Source organism: Microbacterium sp. AC215 (genome assembly GCF_979258645.1).
On the sequence record NZ_OZ409869.1, the window covers coordinates 1,855,613 to 1,879,286 of the forward strand.

At 69.3% G+C, this 23,674-nt stretch carries 19 protein-coding genes; 9 read left to right on the forward strand and 10 right to left on the reverse strand.

The features are described from left to right. Positions 1–67: 67 nt before the first annotated feature. The gene (locus ACZZZF_RS09045) at positions 68–3,124 is read right to left on the reverse strand and encodes a S8 family peptidase (protein ID WP_463498026.1); all 3,057 of its coding nucleotides are present in this window, start codon (positions 3,122–3,124) and stop codon (positions 68–70) included. Between the two features lie 174 nt (positions 3,125–3,298). Between ACZZZF_RS09045 and ACZZZF_RS09050 the strand changes: the two genes are divergently transcribed. From ACZZZF_RS09050 to ACZZZF_RS09070, 5 genes are all read left to right on the forward strand, one after another. Beyond that, on the forward strand, positions 3,299–3,811 hold the full coding sequence (locus tag ACZZZF_RS09050) for an ECF transporter S component (RefSeq protein ID WP_463498028.1): 513 nt from the start codon (positions 3,299–3,301) through the stop codon (positions 3,809–3,811). 99 nt (positions 3,812–3,910) lie between these two features. Further along, the gene (locus ACZZZF_RS09055; RefSeq protein WP_056276576.1) at positions 3,911–5,662 is read left to right on the forward strand and encodes an ABC transporter ATP-binding protein; all 1,752 of its coding nucleotides are present in this window, start codon (positions 3,911–3,913) and stop codon (positions 5,660–5,662) included. Continuing rightward, positions 5,659–6,477 (forward strand): energy-coupling factor transporter transmembrane component T, encoded by an 819-nt coding sequence (locus ACZZZF_RS09060; protein WP_463498029.1) that lies wholly within the window; start codon positions 5,659–5,661, stop codon positions 6,475–6,477. Before ACZZZF_RS09055 ends, ACZZZF_RS09060 begins: the two co-directional genes overlap by 4 nt. An 11-nt stretch (positions 6,478–6,488) precedes the next feature. Further along, positions 6,489–7,364, forward strand: a complete 876-nt coding sequence (locus ACZZZF_RS09065; RefSeq protein WP_285363849.1) for a siderophore-interacting protein — start codon at positions 6,489–6,491, stop codon at positions 7,362–7,364. Then, on the forward strand, positions 7,361–8,044 hold the full coding sequence (locus tag ACZZZF_RS09070) for an ECF transporter S component (RefSeq protein ID WP_463498031.1): 684 nt from the start codon (positions 7,361–7,363) through the stop codon (positions 8,042–8,044). The genes ACZZZF_RS09065 and ACZZZF_RS09070 overlap by 4 nt, the downstream gene beginning before the upstream one ends. 118 nt (positions 8,045–8,162) lie before the next feature. Here the strand turns inward: ACZZZF_RS09070 and ACZZZF_RS09075 are convergent, their stop codons facing one another. Then, positions 8,163–9,326, reverse strand: coding sequence for an acyl-CoA dehydrogenase family protein (locus tag ACZZZF_RS09075; protein ID WP_053098639.1), 1,164 nt, complete (start codon positions 9,324–9,326; stop codon positions 8,163–8,165). Positions 9,327–9,489: 163 nt separating this feature from the next. Then, positions 9,490–10,422, reverse strand: a complete 933-nt coding sequence (locus ACZZZF_RS09080) for a M15 family metallopeptidase (RefSeq protein ID WP_463498033.1) — start codon at positions 10,420–10,422, stop codon at positions 9,490–9,492. 83 nt (positions 10,423–10,505) lie between these two features. Between ACZZZF_RS09080 and ACZZZF_RS09085 the strand changes: the two genes are divergently transcribed. Next, a complete protein-coding gene (locus ACZZZF_RS09085) occupies positions 10,506–11,567 on the forward strand; it encodes an Rv2578c family radical SAM protein (RefSeq protein WP_072592194.1) in 1,062 nt (353 codons plus the stop codon). Positions 11,568–11,631: 64 nt separating this feature from the next. After that, positions 11,632–12,171 carry a YaeQ family protein gene (locus ACZZZF_RS09090; protein WP_053098637.1) on the forward strand — a complete coding sequence of 180 codons (540 nt, stop codon included), beginning with the start codon at positions 11,632–11,634 and terminating at the stop codon, positions 12,169–12,171. 189 nt (positions 12,172–12,360) lie between these two features. Here the strand turns inward: ACZZZF_RS09090 and ACZZZF_RS09095 are convergent, their stop codons facing one another. Continuing rightward, positions 12,361–14,706 (reverse strand): DEAD/DEAH box helicase, encoded by a 2,346-nt coding sequence (locus ACZZZF_RS09095; protein WP_463498035.1) that lies wholly within the window; start codon positions 14,704–14,706, stop codon positions 12,361–12,363. A 292-nt stretch (positions 14,707–14,998) separates the two neighbouring features. Here ACZZZF_RS09095 and ACZZZF_RS09100 point away from each other — a divergent pair, with 292 nt between their 5' ends. Beyond that, positions 14,999–15,895: an aldose 1-epimerase family protein gene (locus tag ACZZZF_RS09100; protein ID WP_463498037.1), complete on the forward strand. Its 897-nt coding sequence runs from the start codon at positions 14,999–15,001 to the stop codon at positions 15,893–15,895. A gap of 112 nt (positions 15,896–16,007) precedes the next feature. Here ACZZZF_RS09100 and ACZZZF_RS09105 read toward each other — a convergent pair whose 3' ends face one another. The 4 genes from ACZZZF_RS09105 to ACZZZF_RS09120 form a co-directional block, all read right to left on the reverse strand. Beyond that, positions 16,008–19,238, reverse strand: a complete 3,231-nt coding sequence (locus tag ACZZZF_RS09105) for an efflux RND transporter permease subunit (protein ID WP_400340094.1) — start codon at positions 19,236–19,238, stop codon at positions 16,008–16,010. Positions 19,239–19,259: 21 nt separating this feature from the next. After that, on the reverse strand, positions 19,260–19,850 hold the full coding sequence (locus ACZZZF_RS09110) for a TetR/AcrR family transcriptional regulator (RefSeq protein ID WP_463498039.1): 591 nt from the start codon (positions 19,848–19,850) through the stop codon (positions 19,260–19,262). Positions 19,851–19,949: 99 nt separating this feature from the next. Beyond that, positions 19,950–20,309, reverse strand: coding sequence for a fluoride efflux transporter FluC (locus tag ACZZZF_RS09115; protein WP_463498041.1), 360 nt, complete (start codon positions 20,307–20,309; stop codon positions 19,950–19,952). Then, positions 20,306–20,695: a fluoride efflux transporter FluC gene (locus tag ACZZZF_RS09120; protein WP_463498042.1), complete on the reverse strand. Its 390-nt coding sequence runs from the start codon at positions 20,693–20,695 to the stop codon at positions 20,306–20,308. The genes ACZZZF_RS09115 and ACZZZF_RS09120 overlap by 4 nt, the downstream gene beginning before the upstream one ends. An 86-nt stretch (positions 20,696–20,781) precedes the next feature. Here ACZZZF_RS09120 and ACZZZF_RS09125 point away from each other — a divergent pair, with 86 nt between their 5' ends. Beyond that, on the forward strand, positions 20,782–22,311 hold the full coding sequence (locus tag ACZZZF_RS09125; protein ID WP_463498044.1) for an FAD-dependent oxidoreductase: 1,530 nt from the start codon (positions 20,782–20,784) through the stop codon (positions 22,309–22,311). 3 nt (positions 22,312–22,314) lie between these two features. Here ACZZZF_RS09125 and ACZZZF_RS09130 read toward each other — a convergent pair whose 3' ends face one another. Beyond that, entirely contained in the window at positions 22,315–23,139 is an 825-nt protein-coding gene (locus tag ACZZZF_RS09130; protein WP_053098629.1) for a nitroreductase family protein, read from the reverse strand. 4 nt (positions 23,140–23,143) lie between these two features. Next, complete coding sequence (locus ACZZZF_RS09135; protein WP_056276548.1) at positions 23,144–23,518, reverse strand: hypothetical protein; 375 nt, start codon at positions 23,516–23,518, stop codon at positions 23,144–23,146. Positions 23,519–23,674 lie beyond the last annotated feature (156 nt).

A 23,674-nucleotide genomic window follows, 5' to 3' on the forward strand; every position in this document is an offset into this window, starting at 1 on the left:
GACGATGCGGCGACCGCACGCGACGGCGCCCCGCGCTCCGAAGAGCACGGGGCGCCGGTGCTGATCGCTACTGCGCGTCGACCGTCACGATCGTGCGCACGGCGGACTCGCCGTACTGCACGAGGCCGAGGTACCGGGTGCCGGCGGTGAGGCCGGTCCAGCTCAGCTCGTAGCTCGTCGCCTGGCCGCGGACGGCCTCGATCGGGTTCGGGGTCGCGGTGAACGCCCCTTCGCCCTCGGGCTGCACGTTGGCGTAGGTCATGTCCCACGTCATCGGGGCCGAGGTCGAGTAGACGTTCGCGACCACCAGGTAGGTGCCCGCCGTCGGAGCCGGGAGTGTGACCTGCTCATCCGCCGAACCGGTCGCCGACTGCCAGCGCTCGTAGTAGCGCAGGTCGTCGGCGCTCACGACCCGGTAGACGGTCAGGTCGAGGTCGCTGCCCGCGTCATCCGACGAGTCGAGGTCGAAGCGCGAGAGCGTCGTGCCCTCCGGCACGTCGACGATCCACGACACGTCCTTGTTCTCATCGCCCGACGCCTCATCGCCCGAGTGTCCGACGACACGGCCGTCGGGGTCCTCCAGCAGGCTGAACGGCGTGAGTCCCGAGAGCCCGAGCGCCAGAGCGCCGTCGACGCCGGGGGTGATCTCGACCGTGGTCGCCCCCTCGACTCCGGTGCCCTCGACCTCGGCCGGCGCGTCGGCCGTCACGGGGAAGACCGCGATCGGCGAGCGCACCGAGTTGCTCTTGCTCGTCCAGGTGAGCGACCCGGTCGCCCACTGCTCGACGGGAGCGCTCTGGTTGTCGAACGTGACCGTGTAGGTCGCGGTCTGGCCGGGCTTGGTGAACTTCAGCGTCGAGGGCTCGACGGTCACGTCGACGCCGGGCAGATCGACGGATGCCGTGAACGTGCCCTTCTCGGTCGCCGTCACCGTGCGGGTGACGCTCTGCGCGCTCGCGAGCGACCCGATCGAGAACGATGCGATGTTCAGGTCGCTGCCGTCGATCGGCTCGACGCCGTCGAACTCCGCCAGACCCTTGCCCTCGAGGAACGCGGCCCAGTCGGGCACGTCGTTCAGGTAGAGCAGGCCCGGGTTGAAGTAGCGCTTCGGGTCGACCTGGCCCGCACCCTGCTGGAACGGGTCCTTGTTGGCCGAGCCGTCGGGGTTCACCGTGTCGTAGGCGGTCGTCATCATGGCCGACTTGACCTCAGCCGGCTTCGCGTTGGGACGCTCGCCGAGATACAGCGCCGCGAGACCGGCGATGTGCGGTGACGCCATCGACGTGCCCGACAGGATGCCGAAGGTCGGCGCCTCTCCGGGCCCGTTCTGCGTGGCCGCGAGGATCGCGACGCCGGGGGCTGCGATGTCGGGCTTCATGATGTCGCTGCCGTCGGCGAGCATCGGGCCACGGCTCGAGAAGCCGGCGATCTGGGGCACCGGGGTCACGACACCGGTCGTGTTCTCGCCGACGAGCGTGATCGGGCGATCGGTGCCGCCCTGCACATAGGCGAGCACGGCTGCGCGATGCACGGACGAGAGGTGCACGGTGGGCACCGCGTGGAAGTCGTTGTCGAGCGAGTCCGCACCACCGGGCACGTTCACGAGCACGACGCCCATGCCGCCGGCATCCTTCACGACCTGCGACTTCTCGGCGCGGGCGTTGCCCCCGCGGTCGCAGACCACGATGTGACCCGTGACCTTCGCCGCATCCAGCGTGCCCGGAAGGCACAGCGCGGCATCGGCGGCAGCCTGTCCGGCAGCCGGCGCGTCACCCGCGTAGATCGACGGCCCGGTGACGGTCGTGCCGAACGGCACGCTCACCGATGCGCCGGCCTGGGCGAAGCCGTCGAACTGCACGGTGCCCTCCCACGTCGGGATCGTCGATGCCGCGACCGTGGTGTACCAGGGGGAGGCGTGGTCGGCGGTGACGGAGTCGGGACCGTCGTTGCCGGCGCTCGTGGCGACGAAGACGCCGGCTGCCGCCGCGTTGAAGAACGCGATGTCCTCGGGGGCGAGCACGGTGGATGCCGCTCCGCCGCCGATCGAGTAGTTGATCACGTCGACGCCGTCGGCGACCGCCTGGTCGATGGCGGCGATCAGGTCGCTGCCCGCGCAGATGTCGTCGGTGGTGACGGCCTCATCGGGCCCGACGTAGCAGGCCTTGTAGGCGGCGACCTTGGCTCCGGGGGCGACCCCCGAGATCTTGCCGAAGTCGACGTCCTCGATCGAGGCCTTCACGCCGAAGTTGCCGGCCGCCGTGCTCGCGGTGTGCGAACCGTGGCCGTCGCCGTCGCGCGGCGAGAGGTAGTCGTACTGGAAGTCGAATCCGGCCGCCTCGGCGCCGGTGTAGAAGTACTGGGCTCCGATGAGCTTCGACGAGTAGTCGCCCTTGTCCCACTCCTGAGCCTCGACCATCGTGCTCTGGAACTGGCCGCCGTCGGACTTGTCGAAGTAGACGAAGGTGCCGTCGGTGTACGGCTGACCGCCCTTGTGGCGCTTGTCGTTCTTCGGCTGCTTCTTGAGCTTCTTGCCCTCGAAGGAGGGGTGCTCGGGTGCGATGCCCGTGTCGATGACACCCACGACCACGCCCTCGCCGGCCTTGTCGACGCCGCCGGTCTGCTGCCAGACGCCGCCACGCCCCTTCTTGTCATCGCCGAGGCCGAGGAAGTCCGTCGAGGTCTGCGCGTCGGGGTGACGGATGAAGTCGGGGTAGACGTCGTACACGTCCTTCGACGCCCGCAGCTTGTCGACCTGCGCGCCCGTGAGCTCGGCGCTGAAGCCGTTGAGCACGACCTGGTAGCTGATCTCGGGAGTGACTCCCGCCTCCTGCGCGACCGTCTGCTGCTCGGCCTCGAGGTGCTGCACGTAGCGCTGCGAATCCTGCGACTGCGTCTCGAGCTGCTCGCCTTCGGCGGGCTTGGTGGCCTTGAGCCCGTTGACGTCGCCGGTGTAGCTCGCGAGCGGATCGGACTTCAGCACGACGATGTAGTGACCGGGCGTGCCGTCGACCGGAGTGGGGTTTGTCACCTCCTCCGTGCCTGCGTAGCCTGCGGTTGCCGTCGATGCGATGAACAGCGTTGCCAGGGTGGTGGCCGCTGCCATCCGGAGGGGTGTTCGACCCATGTGCTTCTCCCGATGATCACGGTGCGACTGCGGTGCCGCACCGCCGTTCAAGCTACGCCCGGCTTCCGTCCACACACCAGGGTCGGGGATTATTCCTGGACGAACGGCCAGCCGTGTCGCCAATGGTCGACAGTAGGCTGGAGGGGTGGCCCCCTCCCCGTTCTGACGACCCGCGTGCTGCTGGTCTGCGCCGCGATCGGCGTCGCCACGGGCATCCTCGGGGGGATCGCGGGGCTCATCACGCCGGTCGTCATCGTGGGCGCTCCGTATCTCTACGGACTCGTGCTCGGCTCGCACGTGCTGCCGGGGATCATCGCTCAGGAGGTGCTGCGCCGCCCCTTCGTGGCCCTCGTCACGCACGTGTTCGCCGCCCTCATCTCGAGCGCGTTCAACCCGGCCTGGACGCTGCGCTTCATCGGCACCGCGCTGCTGTTCGGGGCGATCCAGGAGGGCATCGCCGCGCTCACCCGCTACCGCTCCTGGGGCCCTTGGCGCTTCTTCATCTCCGCAGCGATCATCGGGGTCATCGTGGCCGTCGTGGTGTTCTTCGCCGTCGACCTCGCGACCTTCCCGCTGTGGGCGGAGATCTCCTACCTCGTGATCGCGGTGCTCGGTCCGATCGCGTGGACCGCAGCAGGACTCGCGATCGGATCTTCTCTCAGCCGCGCAGGCGTCGCTCGGCGCTGATCACGGCGTCCGACCCTTCCGAGGCGTCCGGCCTGTGCAGATCAGGTAAGGCTCAGCTAAGTTAGAACGGTACCGATCCGCTGAAACCGGGGTTATGCCGTGCGCTCATCTGCGCCTCTCCTCCGCGTGCGTGACCTCTCGATCACCCACGCCGATGCTGTGCACCCCTCGCCGCGGGACGTCACCTTCGACATCGATGCCGGCGAGGTGGTGCTGCTGCTCGGCCCTTCGGGTTCGGGCAAGTCGACGCTCACGCTCGCGCTCAACGGGCTGATCCCGCACGCCGTGCCCGCGACCATGACGGGATCGGTCGAGGCCGGCGGAGTCAGCACGGCGGATGCCGACACCGCATCGCTGAGCACCCACGTCGCGATGGTCTTCCAGGACCCGGACGCCCAGATCGTCACCGGCACGGTCTACGACGAGGTCGCCTTCGGCCCCGAGAACCTGCTGCTGTCGCTCGACGAGGTGCGCACGAGAACCGAAGACGCACTGCGCCGTGTCGGCCTGTGGGAGCGGCGCGATGAGAACCCCGATCGCCTGTCCGGCGGCGGGCGTCAGCGTCTCGCGATCGCGTGCGCGCTGGCGATGGGGTCGCCCCTGATCGTGCTCGACGAACCGACCGCGAACCTCGATCCGCAGGGCATCGACGACGTCTACGCCGCACTGACCGACGTCATCGCAGCGGGCGACCGCGGCATCCTGCTCGTCGAGCACAATCTCGACGCCGCGATGGGGTTCCTGACCCGCACGATCGTGCTCGACCGCGCAGGGCGGGTCGTCTTCGACGGACCGCCGGCCCGGATCATCCGGGAGCACGCGGCGGAGCTCGTCGAGATGGGTGTCTGGCTGCCTGCGGCGACACTCGCGGCGCTGCGGATGCGGGATGCCGGAACGCTGCATCTCGACGACCTTCCATTGACACCCGAGGAGCTCGCCGCGGCACTGGCGGCGGCATCCGCCACTCCTGATCCGTCCGGTGTGCAGGACCACGGCACGGATGCAGGACCGGATACCGCTGTCTCCTCCGGCATCCGTGCGTCGGTCCTGCAGACGCACGAAGGAATGACAGATGCGGCAGACCGTGCAGCCACTCCGATCGTCCGCGCCCGCGGGCTGACGGTTCGTCGTCACCGCACGGAGATCCTGCACGGCATCGACCTCGACATCGAGGCGGGAACCCTGACGGCGATCGTCGGCACCAACGGCGCCGGAAAGACCACCCTTCTGCAGGCGCTCGCCGGTGTCGTCCCGCCGCCCCGGCGGCAGGTCACGGTCGACGGCATGGACCCCGGGTCGGCCTCGCCGCGCGAGCTCTCGAGCCGCATCGGGTTCGTGTTCCAGAACCCGGAGCACCAGTTCATCGCGCACACCGTGTTCGACGAGCTCGCGCACGGACTTCGGCTGCGGCACACCCCGGATGCCGAGACGCGCGAGCGCGTCGACGCCATGCTGATGCGCTTCGGCCTCGAGGCGAAGGCCGATGTGCATCCGTTCCTGCTCTCGGGCGGCGAGAAGCGCCGCCTCTCGGTCGGCACGGCCCTGATCACCCGCCCGCGGGTGCTCGCCCTCGACGAACCGACCTTCGGCCAGGATCGTGCACGGGCGTCCGAGCTCCTCACTCTGCTGCACGACCTGCGTGACGAGGGGACGACGATCGTCATAGTGACCCATGACCTGCAGCTCGTCGCCGAGCACACGTCGCACACGGTGATCCTGAAAGACGGTCGCGTGCACGCCGCCGATCGCACCGACGCGCTCTTCGCCGACGAGACGCCGTTCGTCGAGGCAGGGCTCCGCCTTCCGGCGCTGCAGCGCGTGCTCGCCGCAGCGGGACGGGCGATCGCATGACCGCCCACGCCTTCGACCCGTATGCCGCGATGTCGGCATCGTCTCGGCGCCAGTTCCTGTATGCGCTCAATCCGCTGGCGAAGGTCGCGGGGGTCGCCCCGGCCATGGTGCTGCTGATCTTCGTGCGCGACCTCGCCACGCCCGCCGCCTTCCTGGCGCTGTCCCTAGCGGTGATCGTCCTCGGATCGCGGGTGACCTGGCGCATCGCCGCGGTGCTGTTCCTCGCACTCCCACTCGGCATGATCGCCATCGGGCTCGGGTTCTCGCTGTGGGTCGACGCCGAGATCGTGCGCGACACCGCTGCCGTGGTGCAGCTCGGCGACTGGACGCTGCGCCAGGGCGCCCTCGCGATCGGCTTCGCCACGGCTCTGCGGCTCGGCGCGATCGTCTCCCTCGCACTCATCGGCGGCCTGACCACCACCGGCCCCGATCTCGTGCGCGCCAGCGTGCAGCAGCTGCGGGTGCCCTACCGCATCGGCTACACGGCCCTGGCCGCGTTCCGCTTCGTGCCGCGCTTCGGGCACGAGCTCGCGGTGATCAGAGCCGCGCATCGCGTGCGAGGGCACCATGGGGGCAGCAGTCCCTTCGCGCGCATCGCTCGCGGCTGGGGATACATCGTTCCGCTGCTCGCGGGTGCGATCCGCCACGCCGAGCGCGTGGCCCTGGCCATGGACTCGCGGGCCTTCGGCGCGCACTCGACGCGCACCGAGAGGCACCTCGTGCCGTTCCGCATCCGAGACACCGTCTTCATCGTCGCCTCGATCGCCGCATCCGCCGCGATCTTCATGCTCTTCTTCCCCTGGCAGCTGCCCTGAAAGGCGCCCGCATGGCATACAGCAGACTGGTCAAGCCCGAGACCGCCGAACTCCTCCATCTCAGCGTGCTGCGCACCGAGCGCCTCTCCGAGCACTGGATGAGGGTCACGCTCGGAGGCGGTGAGATCGAGAAGTTCCGCCCGATGGGCTTCGACCAGTGGTTCCGCCTGTTCCTGCCGATCGGCGGCGATGCGGGGCTCGACCGCGTTCCCGCGAAGGCGAACAAGATGTTCGGATACCTCAGGTTCCTGCGGATCCCCGACGGCGAGCGCCCGGTCATGCGCAACTACAGCGTGCGCGCGTACCGGGCGGCCACCGCCGAGTCGGGCGCCGAGATCGACGTCGACTTCGTGCTGCACGGGTCTGCGGCCGACGGCACGGCCGGCCCCGCGTCACGCTGGGCGGAGACCTGCGAACCCGGCGAGCACGTGCTCATCATCGACGAGGGCCTCACGTTCAACCCGCAGCGCGGAACGGATCGCGTGGTGCTGGTCGGCGATGAGACGGCGCTCCCCGCGATCGCCTCGATCTGCGCGTCACTGCCTGCGGACGCGACGGGAACGGCGATCATCGAGGTGCCGTCCGAGGCCGACGCTCTGGATTTCCCGCACCCCGCCGGCGTCGAGATCATCTGGCTCGCGCGGCCGCACGAGTTCGACCCCGGGTCGTTCGCCCTCGCCCGGCTGCGCGAGCTGACACTGCCGGCAGCGCCGTTCCACGCGTACGCCGCGGGCGAGCAGTCGCTGGCCTCGGGTGCACGCAAGCATCTCGTCGGCGAGCGCGGTGTCGACAAGAACGACGTGAGCTTCTGCGGCTACTGGAAGATCGGCGCGGCCTCGCCCACCTCGAAGGCGGCCCGCGAGGCTGCGGCGGAGCCCCTCGCATGAACGGCGCGGATGCTGTGAACGGTGCGGATGCCGTGAGCTCGAACCCCTACGCGGAAGCGTCGGCCACTGCGGGGTCAGAAACGCACCGCGAATCGGCTTCCGAGGTGCAGAATCGACCCCGCACCGGCGGCGGACGCTCGCGATTCCGCATCCCGACGGCGATCCTGCTGACGTGCGCGGCACTCGGAGTCGCCGGTGGCGCGCTCCTCGCCCCGGCGAACTGGATCTCGACGATCCTCTTCCCCGGCCTGCCCTTCGTGAGCGTGGCGCTGGCCGGCCTCTGGCTGCTCCCCTCGGTGATCGCCCTCCGCCTGCTGCGGCGCCCACTCGTCGGCCTGCTGGTGGGCCTGCTGGCCGGTCTCGTGATCGTGCCGTTCTCGGGCTACGGCTTCAGCAGCGTGGCCACCAACCTCTGGTGGGCGGCGTTCACCGAGCTGCCGTTCCTGTTCGTCCTCTGGCGCTACTGGGGAACCTGGCTGCACTACCTCGGGGCACTGATCGTCGGCATCGTCTACCCGATCCTCGCCTGGGCCTCGTTCGATCTCGGCAGCTTCGGGCTTCCCCTTCAGATCACCTTCTTCGCCGTGACCCTCGGCAGCTGCCTCGGCGCCACCGCACTCGGCATCCTCATCGCCGATCGGCTGCGCAAGGCCGGCGTCGGTGGCCGGCTGCCCCGCTGAACCGCGCTGGCTTCTCTCCGCCTGCGCGCCGGCAGGCCCGTTTCAGGCGGGCAGCCGTGCCATCGACAGGAGAAGGGCCCCGGATGCCGGCATCCGGGGCCCTTCTCTGAGAGGTTCGTCAGCGCTTGCCGACGATCTGGCGGCCGACGAGGTCGCGCATGATCTCGTTCGTGCCGCCGTAGATGCGGTGCACGCGGGCGTCGGTGAAGGCGCGGGCGATCGGGTACTCCATGATGTAGCCGTAGCCGCCGTGCAGCTGCACACCCGTGTCGAGCACCTCCCACTCGCGCTCGGTCGCCCAGAACTTGACCTTCGCAGCGTCCTCGGCGGTGAGGGTGCTGTTCTTGTAGGCGAGCAGCGCACGGTCGATGTACGCCCACATCGCGTCGGTGGTCGCCGCCATGTCGGCGAGCCGGAAGCGGGTGTTCTGGAAGTCGGCGATGCGCTCGCCGAACGCCTCACGATCCTTCGTGTAGGCGACGGTCCAGTCGAGGGCGGCCTGGGCGGCAGCGGCCGCGGCCACGCCGATCGACAGCCGCTCGAGCGGCAGGTTCAGCATCAGCTGGATGAAGCCCTGCCCCTCCTTGCCGCTGATGAGGTTCTCGTCGGGGATGAACACGTCGGTGAAGCTGAGCTCGGCCGTGTCCCAGCCGTGGAAGCCCATCTTGCTGAGCTTCTTGCCCTGATCGAAGCCCTCCATGCCCTTCTCGACGAGCAGCAGGCTGAACGCGTCGGGACGGTTGCCCTCACCGGTCTTGACGAAGGTCACCACGACGTCGGCCGTCGAGCCCGACGAGATGAACGTCTTGGCGCCGTTGAGGATGTAGCCCCCGTCGACCTTCTTCGCGTTGGTCTTGATGCCGCGCAGGTCAGAGCCCGCGCCGGGGTCGGTCATGGCGAGCGCACCGAGCACCTCGCCCGTGGCCATGCGGGGCAGCCACTTCTCCTTCTGCTCCTGCGTGCCCATGTGCACGAGGTAGGGCACGGCGAGGTCGTCCTGGATGCCGAACGCACCGGCGAGCGACCCTGCTCCGGAAGCGATGACCTCCTCCATGACGATGGTGCGGAAGCGGTAGTCCTGCAGCATGCCGGCACCGCCGAACTCCTCGGGGACGGACAGTCCGATCAGACCGGCCTCGCCCGCGGCCAGCATCGTCGCCCGGTCGATCTCACCCGCGGCATCCCACCGCTCGATGGCCTCGTTGTTCACGTGGCGCTTGACGAAGTCCTTGACGAGGTCGCGGAAGGCCTCGTGATCCTCTTCGTAGATGTCGCGTTCCATTGCGTCCTCCCGAACGTTCGTGCGTCATTGCTCCGGCGATTCTATGCCGGGTCGCCGACACCGCGACAGCTCGTTGTGAGAATGCATCCCACAATCCGTGAGACTCGGTACCGCGATTGTCGGATGCCGCAATGCGGTCGCACACGCGCCGCTGTCACTGCGCTCAGTGGGCGTAATCAGGGGCCGCGGGGAGCCCGAAGAACTCCTCCAGCGTGTGATACCCGCCGTGGTGATACGCCGCCGCGAGCTCGCGTCCGAGATATCGCAGGTGCCAGGGCTCGGGCTTGTATCCGGTGATGCCGGAGCCGACCTGGTCGTAGCGCACGATGAAGCCGTACTCCCAGGCGTTCGCCGCGATCCACTGCCCCTGCACCGTCGCGCCGAACGACTCGATGGCTCCGCACGACGAATCGCACGCCACGAGATCGAGCGCCAGCCCCGTCTGATGCTCGCTGTGACCGGCACGCGCCGACGAGGCGTCCGCTCCCGCCTGCCCGCTGTTGCGCACATGCGAGGCGTGGGTCACGACCTGCAGCTCATACGATCGGTAGCCGTTGTTCGCTCCGATGCGCCCCGCGCCCTCGGCGGCCGCCGCATCCGCCATCTCTCCGACCGCCGCGGCGACGTCCGTCCGCGCCTGACCGGAGCGGGTGGTCATCTGCAGCGGAAGGTCGGCGAGCGCCGACGGCGCGAAGGAGACCGGAGCGAGCGGACGCGCCTTGTTGACGACGACCCAGACGTGAGCCGGGTCGTCGAGCGCGATGCAGGGTGCGTTGCCCGCCACGACAGCGGAACGGAAGCTCTCGCCACCCCCGAAGCCGGCGATGATCGCCGCATCGTCGGCGACGGCTATCGCCTCGAGCACGCTCGGCTCCGAACACGGATCGGCAGCGGTGGTCGCACCGACCTCGACCGCCGGCACCTCCTGCACGACGGACGGCTGCGGCATCGCCAGCTCGTCGGTCGTCTCGGCCACCGGCGCACCGGCCAGCGACAGCAGCACGCCGATCGCCGTCGCCGCGAGACCGATGGGCAGCGCGGGACCGCGGATCGGGGAGCGCGGCGCCGCATGCTGAGGCTGCGGCGGGAAGAACATGCTTCCATTGTCCCTCATGTCCATTCGAACAGAATTCACACGCTCGGTTGACGGAGTGTCGTCTTTATGTTCGAATGGAGGACATGCGGTGGCAAGGACAGAAACTCGGTGACGTCGACGCCGCTGCGCTTCCCGGCCTCGAAGATCGCTCCAGCGTGCTCCGCACGGTGACCACGCCGGAGTTCGCAGGCATGACGTTCCATGAGGTGCTGTCGAAGTCGGCCCTCAACCATGTGCCCGGTGCATCGCGCATGCCGTTCGCCTGGACCATCAACCCATACCGCGGGTGCAGCCATGCCTGCGTCTACTGCTTCGCCCGAGGAACGCACGAGTATCTCGATCTCGACGGCGGATCGGACTTCGATTCGCAGATCGTCGTGAAGGTCAACGTCGTCGAGGTGCTGCAGAAGGAGCTGCGTCGCGGCAGCTGGGAGCACGAGACGGTCGCTCTGGGCACGAACACCGATCCGTATCAGCGCGCCGAGGGTCGGTACAAGCTGATGCCGGGGATCATCGATGCCCTCGCGACGTCGGGCACACCGATGTCGATCCTCACCAAAGGCACCCTGATCAGGCGCGACATCCCGCTGCTGGTGCGGGCGGCGCAGCGTGTTCCCGTCGACATCCAGATGTCCATCGCGATGTACGACGACGATCTGCAGAAGGCGATCGAACCCGGGACTCCGACGACCCAGGCACGGCTCGACACGGTACGCGCACTGCGGGATGCCGGCTTCCGCGTCACCGTCTTTCTGATGCCGATCATGCCCCACATGACCGACTCGGTCGAGGCGATCGACACCGCCCTGCGGCGCATCAAGGAGGCCGGAGCGAGCCGCGTGATCTACGGCGCCCTGCACCTGCGCGCCGGAGTGAAGCCCTGGTTCATGCAGTGGCTCGAGGGTTTCCGCCCCGACCTCGTGTCGTCGTATCGCGGGTTGTACCCCGGAGTCTCCGCCGAGGCGCCGAAGGGCTACCGCCAATGGCTCGCGAAGCGCGCACGGCCGCTGATCAGACTGCACGGACTCGATGGGCAGCACGAGGACGACTACCCCGTGCGCGGCATCCGGGCTTCTGCACCGCACGGGAGGCCGGCGCCCGCATTCACGCCAGCGCCCGCCCCCGCACAGCCGATGCTGTTCTGAACGCCGGTCCGGTGGAGCGTCGGAGGTCGGGAAGCCACCCCCGGGGCGCGTAGGCTCGAGCGTTATGGCTACCGGCTCCACGATGCACACGTTCGACGTCCAGTTGGCCGACATGGATCGCGGCGTCTACGACGACTACTCGCTGCGCGTGGCGCGGCATCCGTCCGAGACCGACGCCTACATGCTGACCCGCGTGCTCGCCTATGGACTCGAGTTCACCGAGGGCATCGCATTCGGCGGCGGCATCTCGCAGACCGATGAGCCCGCCGTGCTGGTGCGCGACCTCACCGGGAAGACGACGGCGTGGATCGAAGTCGGCGCGCCCGATGCAGAGCGCCTCCACTACGGCAGCCGCCTCGCCGAGCGTACCGTCGTCTATACGCACCGCGACCCCGCGAAGGTCATGGCGCCGTGGGCCGACAAGCGCATCCACCGCTCCGAGGACCTCCGGGTCTACAGCTTCGACCCCGGCTTCATCGACTCCGCGGCACCGCTCATCGCACGCCGCAACACGATGACGCTCACCGTGACCGAGCAGGTGCTCTACCTCGACCTCAACGGCACGACACTGACCACGGCCATCCACGAGCACCAGCTCGGCTGAGCCGCCGCTCGGAAGGAGATCACGCGCTCCGTAGGAGCGATCCGACGCGTCAGCCCTTCGGAGTGAGAGATCTCCTTCGCAGGACGCGCACCCGACCGCACCGCGCATCCCTGTGCCGCAGATCGGCCGCGCAAACGACGAAGGCCCCGCCGCCGCGAATGCGGGAGCGAGGCCTTCGAACGTGACGGATCAGGCCGTGAGGTCGGCGGCGGTCGGCACGCGACCGGCGATCTCCTCGATCAGGTCGTCGTCGATGCGCGCGTTCTCGAATGGCGCGTCGATCTCCGCACGCTCCAGCAGCTCGGTCATGCGACGCTGGCGCTGACGCGTGATGAGCGTGACGACGCGTCCCGAGCGACCGGCGCGGCCGGTGCGGCCTGAACGGTGCAGGTACGTCTTGTACTCGTCAGGAGCGTCGGCCTGCACGACCAGGTCGATGTCGTCGACGTGGATTCCGCGGGCGGCGACGTCGGTGGCGACGAGCACGTTCACGCGACCCGACGTCAGGCGCTCCAGGTTGCGCGTGCGCTTGGCCTGGTTGAGGTCACCGTGCAGCGAGACCGCGGGGATGCCGGCGTCGTCGAACTGCTCGGCGAGCATGTCGGCGTAGGCGCGGGTGCGGGCGAAGACCAGGGTCTTGCCGTCGCGGTCGACGAGCGAGGTGAGGATCTCGGCCTTGTCGCGGTGCTCGATCACGAGCACACGGTGCTCGATGGTGCTCGAGTCCTGATCTTCACCGGCGACCTCGTAGACGGCCGGGTCGACGAGGAACTCGTCGACGAGTGCCGCGACCTCACGGTCGAGCGTGGCCGAGAAGAGGAGCTTCTGGCTGCCGTCGGCCGTGTGACGCAGGATGCGCTGCACGGGCTCGACGAATCCGAGCTCGCACATGTGGTCGGCCTCGTCGAGCACCGCGATGCGGCAGTCGGAGAGGTCGAGCTTGCCCTGGTTGATGAGGTCCTCGACGCGACCGGGGGTGCCGATGACGATGTCGACGCCCTTCTTCAGCGCACCCACCTGACGGCCCTGCGGGACGCCACCGTAGATCTGCGTGGTGAACAGGCCGACGCTGCGGGCGATCGGCTGGATGGTCCGGTCGATCTGCAGTGCGAGCTCGCGCGTGGGAGCGAGGATGATCGCGCGCGGCGAGCGGCCGAACTCACGGCGCTTGCCCGCCTGCGACTGCAGCACGCGCTCGACGAGCGGTGCGCCGAAGGCGATGGTCTTGCCTGAGCCGGTGCGGCCACGGGCGAGGACGTCGCGCCCCTCGAGCACGGCCGGGATGCTGGCCGCCTGGATGGGGAACGGAGTCGCGGCACCCATGCCGACGAGGGTCTCGACGATGTTGGATCCGAGACCCAGGTCGCCGAAGGTCACACCGTCGACCTCGACCGCCGCGACGGACTTGGCCTCGAGGCGCTCGTGCACGACGTCGTCCGTCGGCTCGAACTTCTTGGCGGGTGCCGCGCTCGATGTGGCGTTCCAGTCGTTACGGCTGGGTCGCTCATTGCGCGACGGCCGCCCGCGGGTGTCCGACGTCAGCGGGCGGGGACGATCGGTGCGGTACGCGCCACCAGTCGAGGGACGCGAACGCTCGTCACGCCCACCCTCGATCGACCGCTGCGTGCGGTCGCGGTCGAAGGCACGGCGTGCGCGGTCGGCGTCGTAGGAACGCTCGGCGCCGCGGTCATCGCGACGCGGGCCCGCGCCACGGTCGTCACGACGCGGGCGGTCGTCACGGTCGAAGCGGGGACGCTCGGATGCCGCGCGGTCGAAGCGCGGACGCTCGGTGCGGTCGCCCGAACGCGGCGAGCGGTCGTCGCGGTTGAAGCGCGGACGCTCGGATGCGCCGCGGTCGTCGCGCTGCGGGCGCTCGTCACGGGAGAAGCGCTGACCACCGCGATCGTCGCGGAAGCCGCCGGAGCGCTGGTCACGGCCCGGACGTCCGCCATCGCGGTGATCGTTGTCGCGGAAGCCCTGGCGCTGCGTGCCCGCACCGCGGTCGTCGCGGCGCGGACGCTCGTCGCGCTGGCCGCCGCGCTCATCGCGGTACGTGCCGGGACCGGTCGGACGCTGGCCGCCGCGGTCATCGCGACGCGGACGGTCGAAGCCCGAGGGGGAACGGTCGTTGTAGCGGGGGCGCTCGGCACGATCGTCGAAGCGCGGACGCTCGGAACCGCCGCGGTGCGGTGCCTCGCGGCGACCCGACTCCGCACGGTTGCGGATGCCACGGGCCTCATCGCGACCCGCGCGCTCCTGCGAGGACCAGCGCTGCTTGGGTGCGCCCTCTTCTGCGGGACGGTAGCCGCGGTGGCTGGCGCTGCGGCTGCCGGGACGACGGTCGAAGCCGGCCGCCGGGGTGCGCCGCTCGCCGGCATCCGCTCGTCCGCCCCGCACGTCGCGGGAATCGCGGGTGTCGCGAGCGCTGTCGCGCCCACCGGCGTGGCGGTCGTGGAACGAGGTCTTGTTCGCGCCGTAGCGCGGCTCGAAGTTGGCGGAGGGGCGTCCGCCGCGGGGCTTCTTGTTCTTGGGCATGGGTGTGTCCTTCTGAGTTCTCGCACGAGAACAGCGCCGCGCACACGCGCGAGCACCCAGCGCCGGATCGGATGCGATCGGACGGGGTTCCGGACTGTCAGCGGCCGGGGCCATTCATGTGATGGTTGATTAGCGTCGAGCGACGCTCACCATCGGCCCCTGGACTCACACTTCTTACACAAAAACGTCCGCGCCATGCGCGGGTGTCCGAAGCCGACCCATCAAGTGTAGCGGTCGCACCTGAAAGACCGCCCAGCCCCATCGCGGATGCTGCTCGCCATACGATTGCGGAGTGAACTCCGCATCTCCCACCGGCACACAGGTGCACCTCCAGCTCGGCGACGTCAGCGCTCAGATCGCGCAGGTCGGCGCATCCCTCCGCTCGCTCCGCATCGGATCCGTCGATCTGATCGCCCCGTATCCGCTCGACTCGCCGACCCCGTCCTGCTCGGGCGTCGTGCTCACGCCCTGGCCGAATCGCGTCAGGGATGGAGCCTGGAACGACGAGGGCACCGAGCGGCAGCTCGCGATCACCGAGCCGAAGTTCATGAACGCCAGCCACGGGCTGCTGCGATTCACGGCCTACGCGATCGAGGAGACGGCGTCGGCGACGACGCTGAGCGCCACGATCGTGCCGCAGACGGGCTACCCCTATCTCGTCGAGACCAGTGTCACCTACGTGCTGCGTGCCGACGGGATCGACGTCACGCACGCGCTGACCAACCGTTCCGCCACCGCGGCACCGGTGGCACTCGGCACGCATCCGTTCGTGACGATCGGCGACGTCGACCCGGACGAGCTCGTGCTGCGGGTGCCGGCGCAGACCGCGTTCGACACCGTCGAGCGCATGCTCCCCACGGGCACGCACCCGGCGGATGCCGCGCTGCGCGACGGAGTGCGCATCGGCGATGTGAGCCTCGACACCGGATTCACCGACCTCGACCGTGATGCCGACGGGCTGGTCCGGCACTCGCTGACCGCCCCCGACGGTCGGCGACTCACCCTCTGGCAGGGCGCCGGGTTCGACTTCGTGCAGGTCTACACGACCGACAAGTACCCGGGCCAGTCCCTCGCGGTGGCGATCGAGCCCATGACCGCGCCCGCCGATGCACTGAACAGCGGTGTCGGCCTGCGCCGCCTCGCCCCCGGTGAGACCTGGACCCTCGACTGGGGCATCACGCTCGACTGAGCTCGGCGGCGCCCGCTCCACAACTCCGCCGGAAACGGCTGACGCCCGCCCGGAATGAAGTTCCGGGCGGGCGTCAGACTCCGTCGTGCGGAGGACGGGACGGCGAGGGCGACTACTCGCCGCGCTCGCGCAGCTCCCGGCGCGTCAGCTGATTCGCGTGCGGCAGCGACGAACCCGATTCCGCCGAGCCCGATTCCGACATGCCCGCGCCGGCCAGCGCCAGATCGCCCGAAGGACGAGGGCCGTCCGAGGGGTCCGAGTCGCCGTTCGGTGCAGAGCCGTCGTCGCCCGACCCCGCCTTGCGGGCGCGTCGACGCTCCTTCGCACCCTCGACCAGGTTGTAGAGCGTCGGCAGAACGATCAGCGTCAGAACGGTCGATGAGATGAGTCCACCGATCACGACGATGGCGAGCGGCTGGGAGATGAACCCGCCGTGCCCGGTGATGCCGAGTGCCATCGGGGTGAGCGCGAAGATCGTCGCCAGCGCCGTCATGAGGATCGGACGCAGACGCTTCTCGCCACCGGCCTTCACCGCATCGATCGTCGACAGCCCCTTCTCGCGATACTGGTTGACGAGGTCGATGAGCACGATCGCGTTCGTCACCACGATGCCGATGAGCATCAGCACACCGATCAGCGAGGCGACGCCGAGCGGCACACCCGTGACGATCTGCAGCAGGATCGCGCCCGTGGCCGCGAACGGCACAGAGACGAGCAGCAGCAGCGGCTGACGCAGCGACTTGAACGTCGCGACCATCACGACGTAGACGATCAGGATCGCGGCGAGCATGGCGAGCCCGAGCTGCGAGAACGAGTCGGCCTGCTGCGAGGCGACACCGCCCACCTCGGCCGACGCGCCGTCAGGCAGCTCGACCGCGGCCAGCGCCTCGGTGACCGACTGGGTCGCCACGGCGAGGTTGTCGGAGGCCGGGGGCACCGTGATCGTGGCGGTGCGGCGTCCCTGCTCGGTGGTGATGGAGGTCGGGCCGTTGCGCTCCTCGACGGTCGCGATGTCCTGCAGCTGCACCACACCGGTGGCACTCGGGATGGTGAGCTCACGAAGCGCCTGCGCGGTGGCGGGCGGCTCGGATGCGGCGAGGTAGATCGTCAGCGCGGTGTCGTCGATCTCGACCGTGCCCACCTGCTGGGGGCGCATCGTGTTCGAGACGATGGATCCGACGGCGACCTCCGACAGTCCACGCTGCGCGGCGGCGTCGCGGTCGACGACCACGGCCAGGTACGGCAGAGCCGCGGCGAGGTTGTCGGTGACCTGTCCGATGCCGTCCCGACCGTCGAGCTCGTCCACCACGGCGGTGGTGGCGGTCTGCAGGTCTTCGGAGTCGGATGCCGAGACGGTGATCTCGATGTCGCTCGAGCCGAGTCCGGCGGAGGCGGCGACCGACACCTCGCCGACGTCGGTGAGGCCCTCGATCGCGTCCTGGACATCGGCTCGGAGCTTCTCCTGGTCGGCATCCGCGTCGGTGAGCACCGAATAGGTCACGCCGGCTCCGCCCGAGAACGCGTCACGCAGGGCGGATCCGCTCGAGCCGATCGAGGCCTGCACGTGGGTGATGCCGTCGATGTCGAGCAGTGCGTCCTCGACGGCGATCGCCGCCTCCGACTTGGTCTCCAGGCTCGCGGTCGGGCCGAGGTCCTGTGTCACCGTCATGGTGTTCTGACCGGAGTCGCTGAGGAAGTTGATCTTCATGAGCGGTGCGGCGGCGAGCGTCGCACCGAGCACCACGACGGCGAGCACGACGGTCAGGCCGGAGTGCTTCAGCGTCCAGCCGAGGATCGGACGGTAGCCCTTCTGCAGTCGCGTCGGCGGAGCGTCCGGGTCCTCCGGGTCGATCTGCACGCCGTTCTCATCGAGCAGCGGCTTGCCCGGGCGGAGGAACCAGTACGCGAGCACCGGCACGATGGTCAGCGAGACCAGCAGTGACGCGACCATCGCGATCGACACGGTCATGGCGAACGGCCGGAACAGCTCGCCGACCATGTCGCCGACGAACACGATGGGCAGGAAGACGGCGACCGTCGTGATGGTCGAGGACGTGACCGCCATCGCCACCTCGCGCACCGCCAGACGGATGGCGTCTCCCTTGTCGGCGTCCCCCACATAGTGCCGTTTGATGTTCTCGATCACGACGATCGAGTCGTCGACCACACGGCCGATCGCGATCGTGAGCGCGCCGAGGGTGAGGATGTTCAGCGAGTAGCCGAACGCCTGCAGCCCGATGAAGGTGATGAGCACGCTGGTGGGGATCGAGATCGCCGTGACGAGCGTCGAGCGGATCGACAGCAGGAACACGAGGATGACGATCACGGCGAAGACGAGTCCGAGCAGGCCCTCGGTGGCGAGCGTCTCGATGGACTGCTGGATGAACGGAGCCTGGTCGAAGATGATCGTGAACTCGGCGTCGGGGAAGGCCTCGCCGATCGTGTCGAGCGCGGCGATGACACCCTGCGACACCTCGACGGTGTTCGCGGCCGGCAGCTTGGTGATCGAGATCGAGAGGGCGTCCTTGCCGTCGACGCGCGAGATCGACGAGATGGGGTCGCTCTCCTGCACCACCGTGGCGACGTCGCCGATGCTCTCGGTGGTGCCGACGAGCGGCAGCGCCGCGAGTTCATCGACCGAGGTGATCTTCGCGCCGGTCTGGACGGTGAGCGTCTGGCCGTTCTCGGTGATGTCGCCGCCGGGGAACAGCGTGCCGTTCTGCTGCAGCGCCGTGGTGATGGCCTGCGTGCTCTGACCGATCGCCGCCAGCTTCGCGACGTCGGGTGTGATCGTGATGCGCTGGCCGACGCCGCCGATGATCTCCGCGGCGTTGACACCGTCGACGTCTTCGAGTTCGGGGATCGCGACGCTCTGCAGCTCGGCCTGCGCGTTCTCGGCGTCTTCGAAGCCGGTCACGGCGACCTGGATCACCGGGAAGTCATCGATCGACACCGTCAGCACCTGCGGACTCACGTCTTCCGGCAGCTGCCCCGAGATGCGGTTGATCGCCTGCTGGATCTTCTGCTCGGCGGTCGCGAGGTTGGTGCCGTAGGCGAAGGTGGCCTGCACGATCGAGGCGTTCGTCGTGCTCGTGGCGGTCGTGCCCTCGAGGCCGGGGACACCCTGGATCGCCGACTCGATGGGGGTCGAGACGTCGTTCTCGACGACCTCGGGCGAGGCGCCGGGGTAGGTCGTCATAACCATCAGGTTGGGCAGCTCGAGCGACGGGATGAGCTCCTGCTTGAGGTTCGTCAGAGCGAGCCCGCCGAACACGGCGGCGACGATCGTGATCAACGCGATCAGTGCGCGGTTCTTCAGACTCAGGACGGCGAGGTTCGACAAGGCGGATTCTCTCTCTGCGGGTCAGGCGGATGCTGCGGCGGTGGGTGCGGAGGTGGACGCCTGAGGAGTGAGGATCCCGGCGAGGGCGTCGCGGATGAGCTCTTCGTCGAGCGGCTCGTCGTGGATCTGAGAGTGCCAGAGTACGCCGTCGATGAAGACGGCTGCGGCCCTGGCTCTGTCGACCCCGTGAACGGGCGCGATGAAGCCGACGATCTCGTCGGACCACAGTCGCGCGAACTGCCGGACGCGCGGGTCATGCACCGCGGCGGTCACGACGGCGCGGTCGGCCTGGACGGCGCGTGCGTCCTCGAGCCCGCGGCGCACGAGGCGCGCGAGCCCCTCCGGGGTCACTCCCTCGATCACGACGGCCCGTCGTGTCGCGTCGATGCGCGCCTCGATCTCGGCGGCCAGCGCTCCGATCGCCGCTTCACGCAGATCGTCGAGCGTGGCGAAGTACTGCGTCGTCGATCCCAGCGGCACTCCGGCCCGGGCTGCGACCTTGCGGTGGGTGAGTGCGTCGACGCCGATCTCGACGATCAGCTCGGCTGCCGCGGTGATGATCTCGAGACGGCGCGCTTCAGGATCGCGGCGGCGGCGCGTGCCATCGCTCATCCTGACCCCCAGCGCGATCATTCCTGTACGGGCGTACATGTACGTTTGTACATTCTGCATCGCCAAGCTGTGGGTTCGCCCGGATCCCGGCGTCGACGGTCAGAGCGTCGACCCGAGCGCCAGCCCGAGACCAGCGGCGATCAGCCCGAGCAGAAGCATCCCGATGGCGTTGACAGCGGATGCTCTGCGCTGACCGTCTCGCCACAGCACCACGGTGTCGAGCATGGCGGTGCTGAACGTCGTGTATCCGCCGAGAAGACCGGCCCCGACCACGAACGACTCGGACGGCAGTGCCGTGGTCAGCAGGCCCAACGCGAACGATCCGGTGAGATTGACGACGAGGATGCCCCAAGGGAGGCGGCGTCCGCCGACCTTCGAGACACCGAGGTCGATGACGTACCGGAGGAGGGCTCCCACCCCTCCGGCGAGAGCGGCCGCGACGAACAGCAGCGGAGTCATGCGCTCCCTCCCGCAGGGAGCGTCGGTCGACGCGGGCGTCCGAGTCGCAGGCCCGCCGCTGCGGCAGCGAGTCCCAGGACCAGACTGGCGGCCGCATACGCGAATGCGAGCACCGGGGCGTCGCCCCAGAGCGCGACCGTTCCGGTCATGAACGCGCTGTAGGTCGTGAAGCCGCCGAGCACGCCCGTGCCGAGCAGCAGTCTGAGCTCCGTGGCGCCGGGCAGGCGCGCGGCGAGAACGCCGATCAGCAGCGATCCGAGCACGTTCACGACGATGGTCGCGAGAGGCACGCCCCCGACATCCGGCAGCAGCAGACCGATCGCGAGCCGAGCGGCGGTGCCGATGCTCCCGCCGACGAAGACGAGGAGCAGGCGGCGAAAGGTCACGCGGCAACTCTATCCGCGCCATTGCAACGCATCCCTCGAATGTCAACCCGTTGGGCGAAGCCGGTCGGCAGGCGAAGACTGAGGCCATGAAGCCACTGTGGAAGCTCGACCGGACCCCGCCCATCGGCACACCGTTCGACCCCGGCGCACGACACGACGTGATCATCGTGGGTGCGGGCCTCACCGGCCTCAGCACGGCGGTCATGCTCACGCGCGCCGGTCTCGACGTCGCGGTGATCGAGGCGGGATCCGTCGCCGAGCTCGCGACCGGCGGCAACACCGGCAAGCTCACCCTGCTGCAGGGGAAGCGTCTCGCCGAGATCCGCAAGCACCACTCCGCGGCGCTCGTGCAGGCCTACGTCGAGGGAAATCGCGAGGGCATGGACTGGCTGGTCGGCTTCGCCGATCATGCGGGAGTCAGCTACGAGCGACGGATCGACCACTCGTACGCGCAGGACGCCAGCGGCATCGACTCGGTGCGCGAGGTGCACGAGGCGGCGCGGGAGGCGGGCCTCGAGACCAGGATGCTCACGCGAGGAGAGCTGGCCGGTGCGGCCTTCCCTGCGGCGGGAGCCGTGGCGCTCGACGACCAGGTGACCATCGATCCGGCACTCGTCACCCACGCGCTCGCGGATGAGCTGCTCTCGGCCGGGGGAACCCTGCACACCGGCGTCCGGGTCACGGCGACGCATGCGCTGCCCGACCCTCGAGTCGAGACGCCGCTCGGCCCGATGTTCGCCGACCACATCGTGATCGCGACCGGGTACCCGATCCTCGACCGGGGACTCTACTTCGCGAAAATGCGCGCCTTCCGCTCGTACTGCGTCTCGTTCCGGCTCCCCGGCGGCGTGCCGGACAGCACGTTCATCTCGGTCGACAGCCCCACGCGCTCGATCCGCCCGGTGTCGGATGCGGACGGCCCCGGCGGCCCTGCGCGACTGGTGGTCGGCGGAAACGGCCACTCCGTCGGACGCTCGGACGGCGAGACCGCCGCCATCGACGACCTGGTCGAGTGGACGAGGCGGTACTTCCCGGATGCCGAGGAGACCCACCGCTGGTCTGCCCAGGACTATCAGTCGAACAACCAGATCCCCTTCGTCGGCGCCATGCCCCGGGGTCTCGGCCGCATCCGCTTCGCGACCGGGTACGCCAAGTGGGGCCTGTCGAACGCCCCCGCCGCCGCCCTGCGTCTCACCGCGGAGATACTCGGTGCGAACTGGCACGACCGACCGTCGTGGATGGTCAAGATCGGCACGAGGCTCACCGTGCCGGCCGATCTGGCCCGCGGGGCCATCGAGGGCGCCAAGGTCGCCGCCGCTGCGACGACCGGGTGGGTCGGCGCCGAGCGTCGACCCGTGCCGGTCCCGAAGCCGGCAGAGGGCGAGGGCGTGGTCGCGAACCGCAGCGGCCGACCCGTGGGCATCTCGACGGTCGACGGCGTCACTCGGGCCGTCTCGGCCGTGTGCCCGCACCTCGGAGGCGTGCTCGACTGGAACGACGCCGAGTGCACGTGGGACTGCCCGCTGCACGCCTCGCGCTTCACGGCGGACGGCACGCGCATCGAGGGGCCGGCGCTGCAGGACCTCAAGCCCCTGCCCCGCAAGGTCGGCGGCTGAGGCTCAGCCCGCCGTCGGCGCTCCGGCGCCCGGCGGCGGCGCGTCCCATCCCTGCTGCGGCTGGTCGCAGTTCTCGCGGAACACGTACTGCGAGGCGAGCTTGCGCTGATGGCTCGACCAGTCGATGGCCGGGCGGCGCTGCTCGGGCGGCAGATAGCCGAGGCGGTACACCGCCATGAGCTCGAGGTCGTCCGGCACGCGCAGCAGCTTCACGATCTCGTCCCACTGCCCAGGGACCTCCATCGGGAACGAGATGAACTGGATGCCCATGCCGAGCTCGACCGTGGTGAGCCAGACGTTCTCCATCGCCGCGCCCATGCTGAACACCGAGTAGAACGACGACAGCTGGCCCGGTCGGTACTCGCTGCGATCGAGCATCACGCCGAGCAGCAGCGGCGATCCCGCGACGAGCTTGTGATTCTCCTCCCCGAGGGTCTTCGGCACCCCGAACGTGTTCATCAGCTTCTGCCCGCGCTTGGTGAACACCTGACTCGTGAACGGGCGGAGGGCCGCGGGGAGCTTGTCGAACAGCATCCCGCTGCGCTTCTCCTCCATCTCGGCCTGGCTGAAGCGGAAGTACGGCTTGTAGCGTTCGAAGAATGTGCCGTTCGACATCGCCTCGGTCATGCTGTCGCCCGAGATGCGGGCGATCTTGTCGATCGTGTCGCGGTTCTCGACGACCACGAACCGCCACGGCTGGCTGTTCAGCTGCGACGGCGCCCGACCTGCCGCCTCCAGCAGGATGCGCTGATGCTCCTCCGATACCGGGTCGGGCAGGAAGGGCCCGTTCGTGGTCTTGCGGCGGCGGATGGCGTCGAGCAGTTCCATGCGTTCACTTCCGGTCGGTGGCGAGGCGCGAGCAGACGAGGCCCGCGACGATGAAGGGGGCTGCGGCGAGCGCGACGAGCGGATGCCGTCGGCTGTGCGTGCCGAGATACGGGATGGCGGCGAGCGGTGCGGCGGCGGGCGCGAGGGCCAGGGCCGCGCGACGGCTCGCGTGCTTCGGCCGGCCCCAGAGGATCGCCGAGAACGCGGCGGCCGAAGTGGCGCACGTCGCGATGTAGATCGCATGGTGCAGCCAGCGGAAGCTGCTCGTGTCGATGAGTCTCGCGGCGACGGCCGAACCGAGGGCGACGTTCGCGGTGTAGGCGACGGCCGCCGCCGCGAACAGCGGCGCGGCATCCGTGCGTCTGCGTCGGTGACCCATGCCTTGACCCTACGCCCACCTCCGGCATCCGCTCCCGGCCTTGATCCGGCGTCCGCACCTGTGCAATGCCGTGACTCCCGTGCGGGGTCGAGAACGCATCGGAATCGGGTGATTCGGATGCGCTCTCGACCCCACGGCGACCGGCGAAGGCGGTGC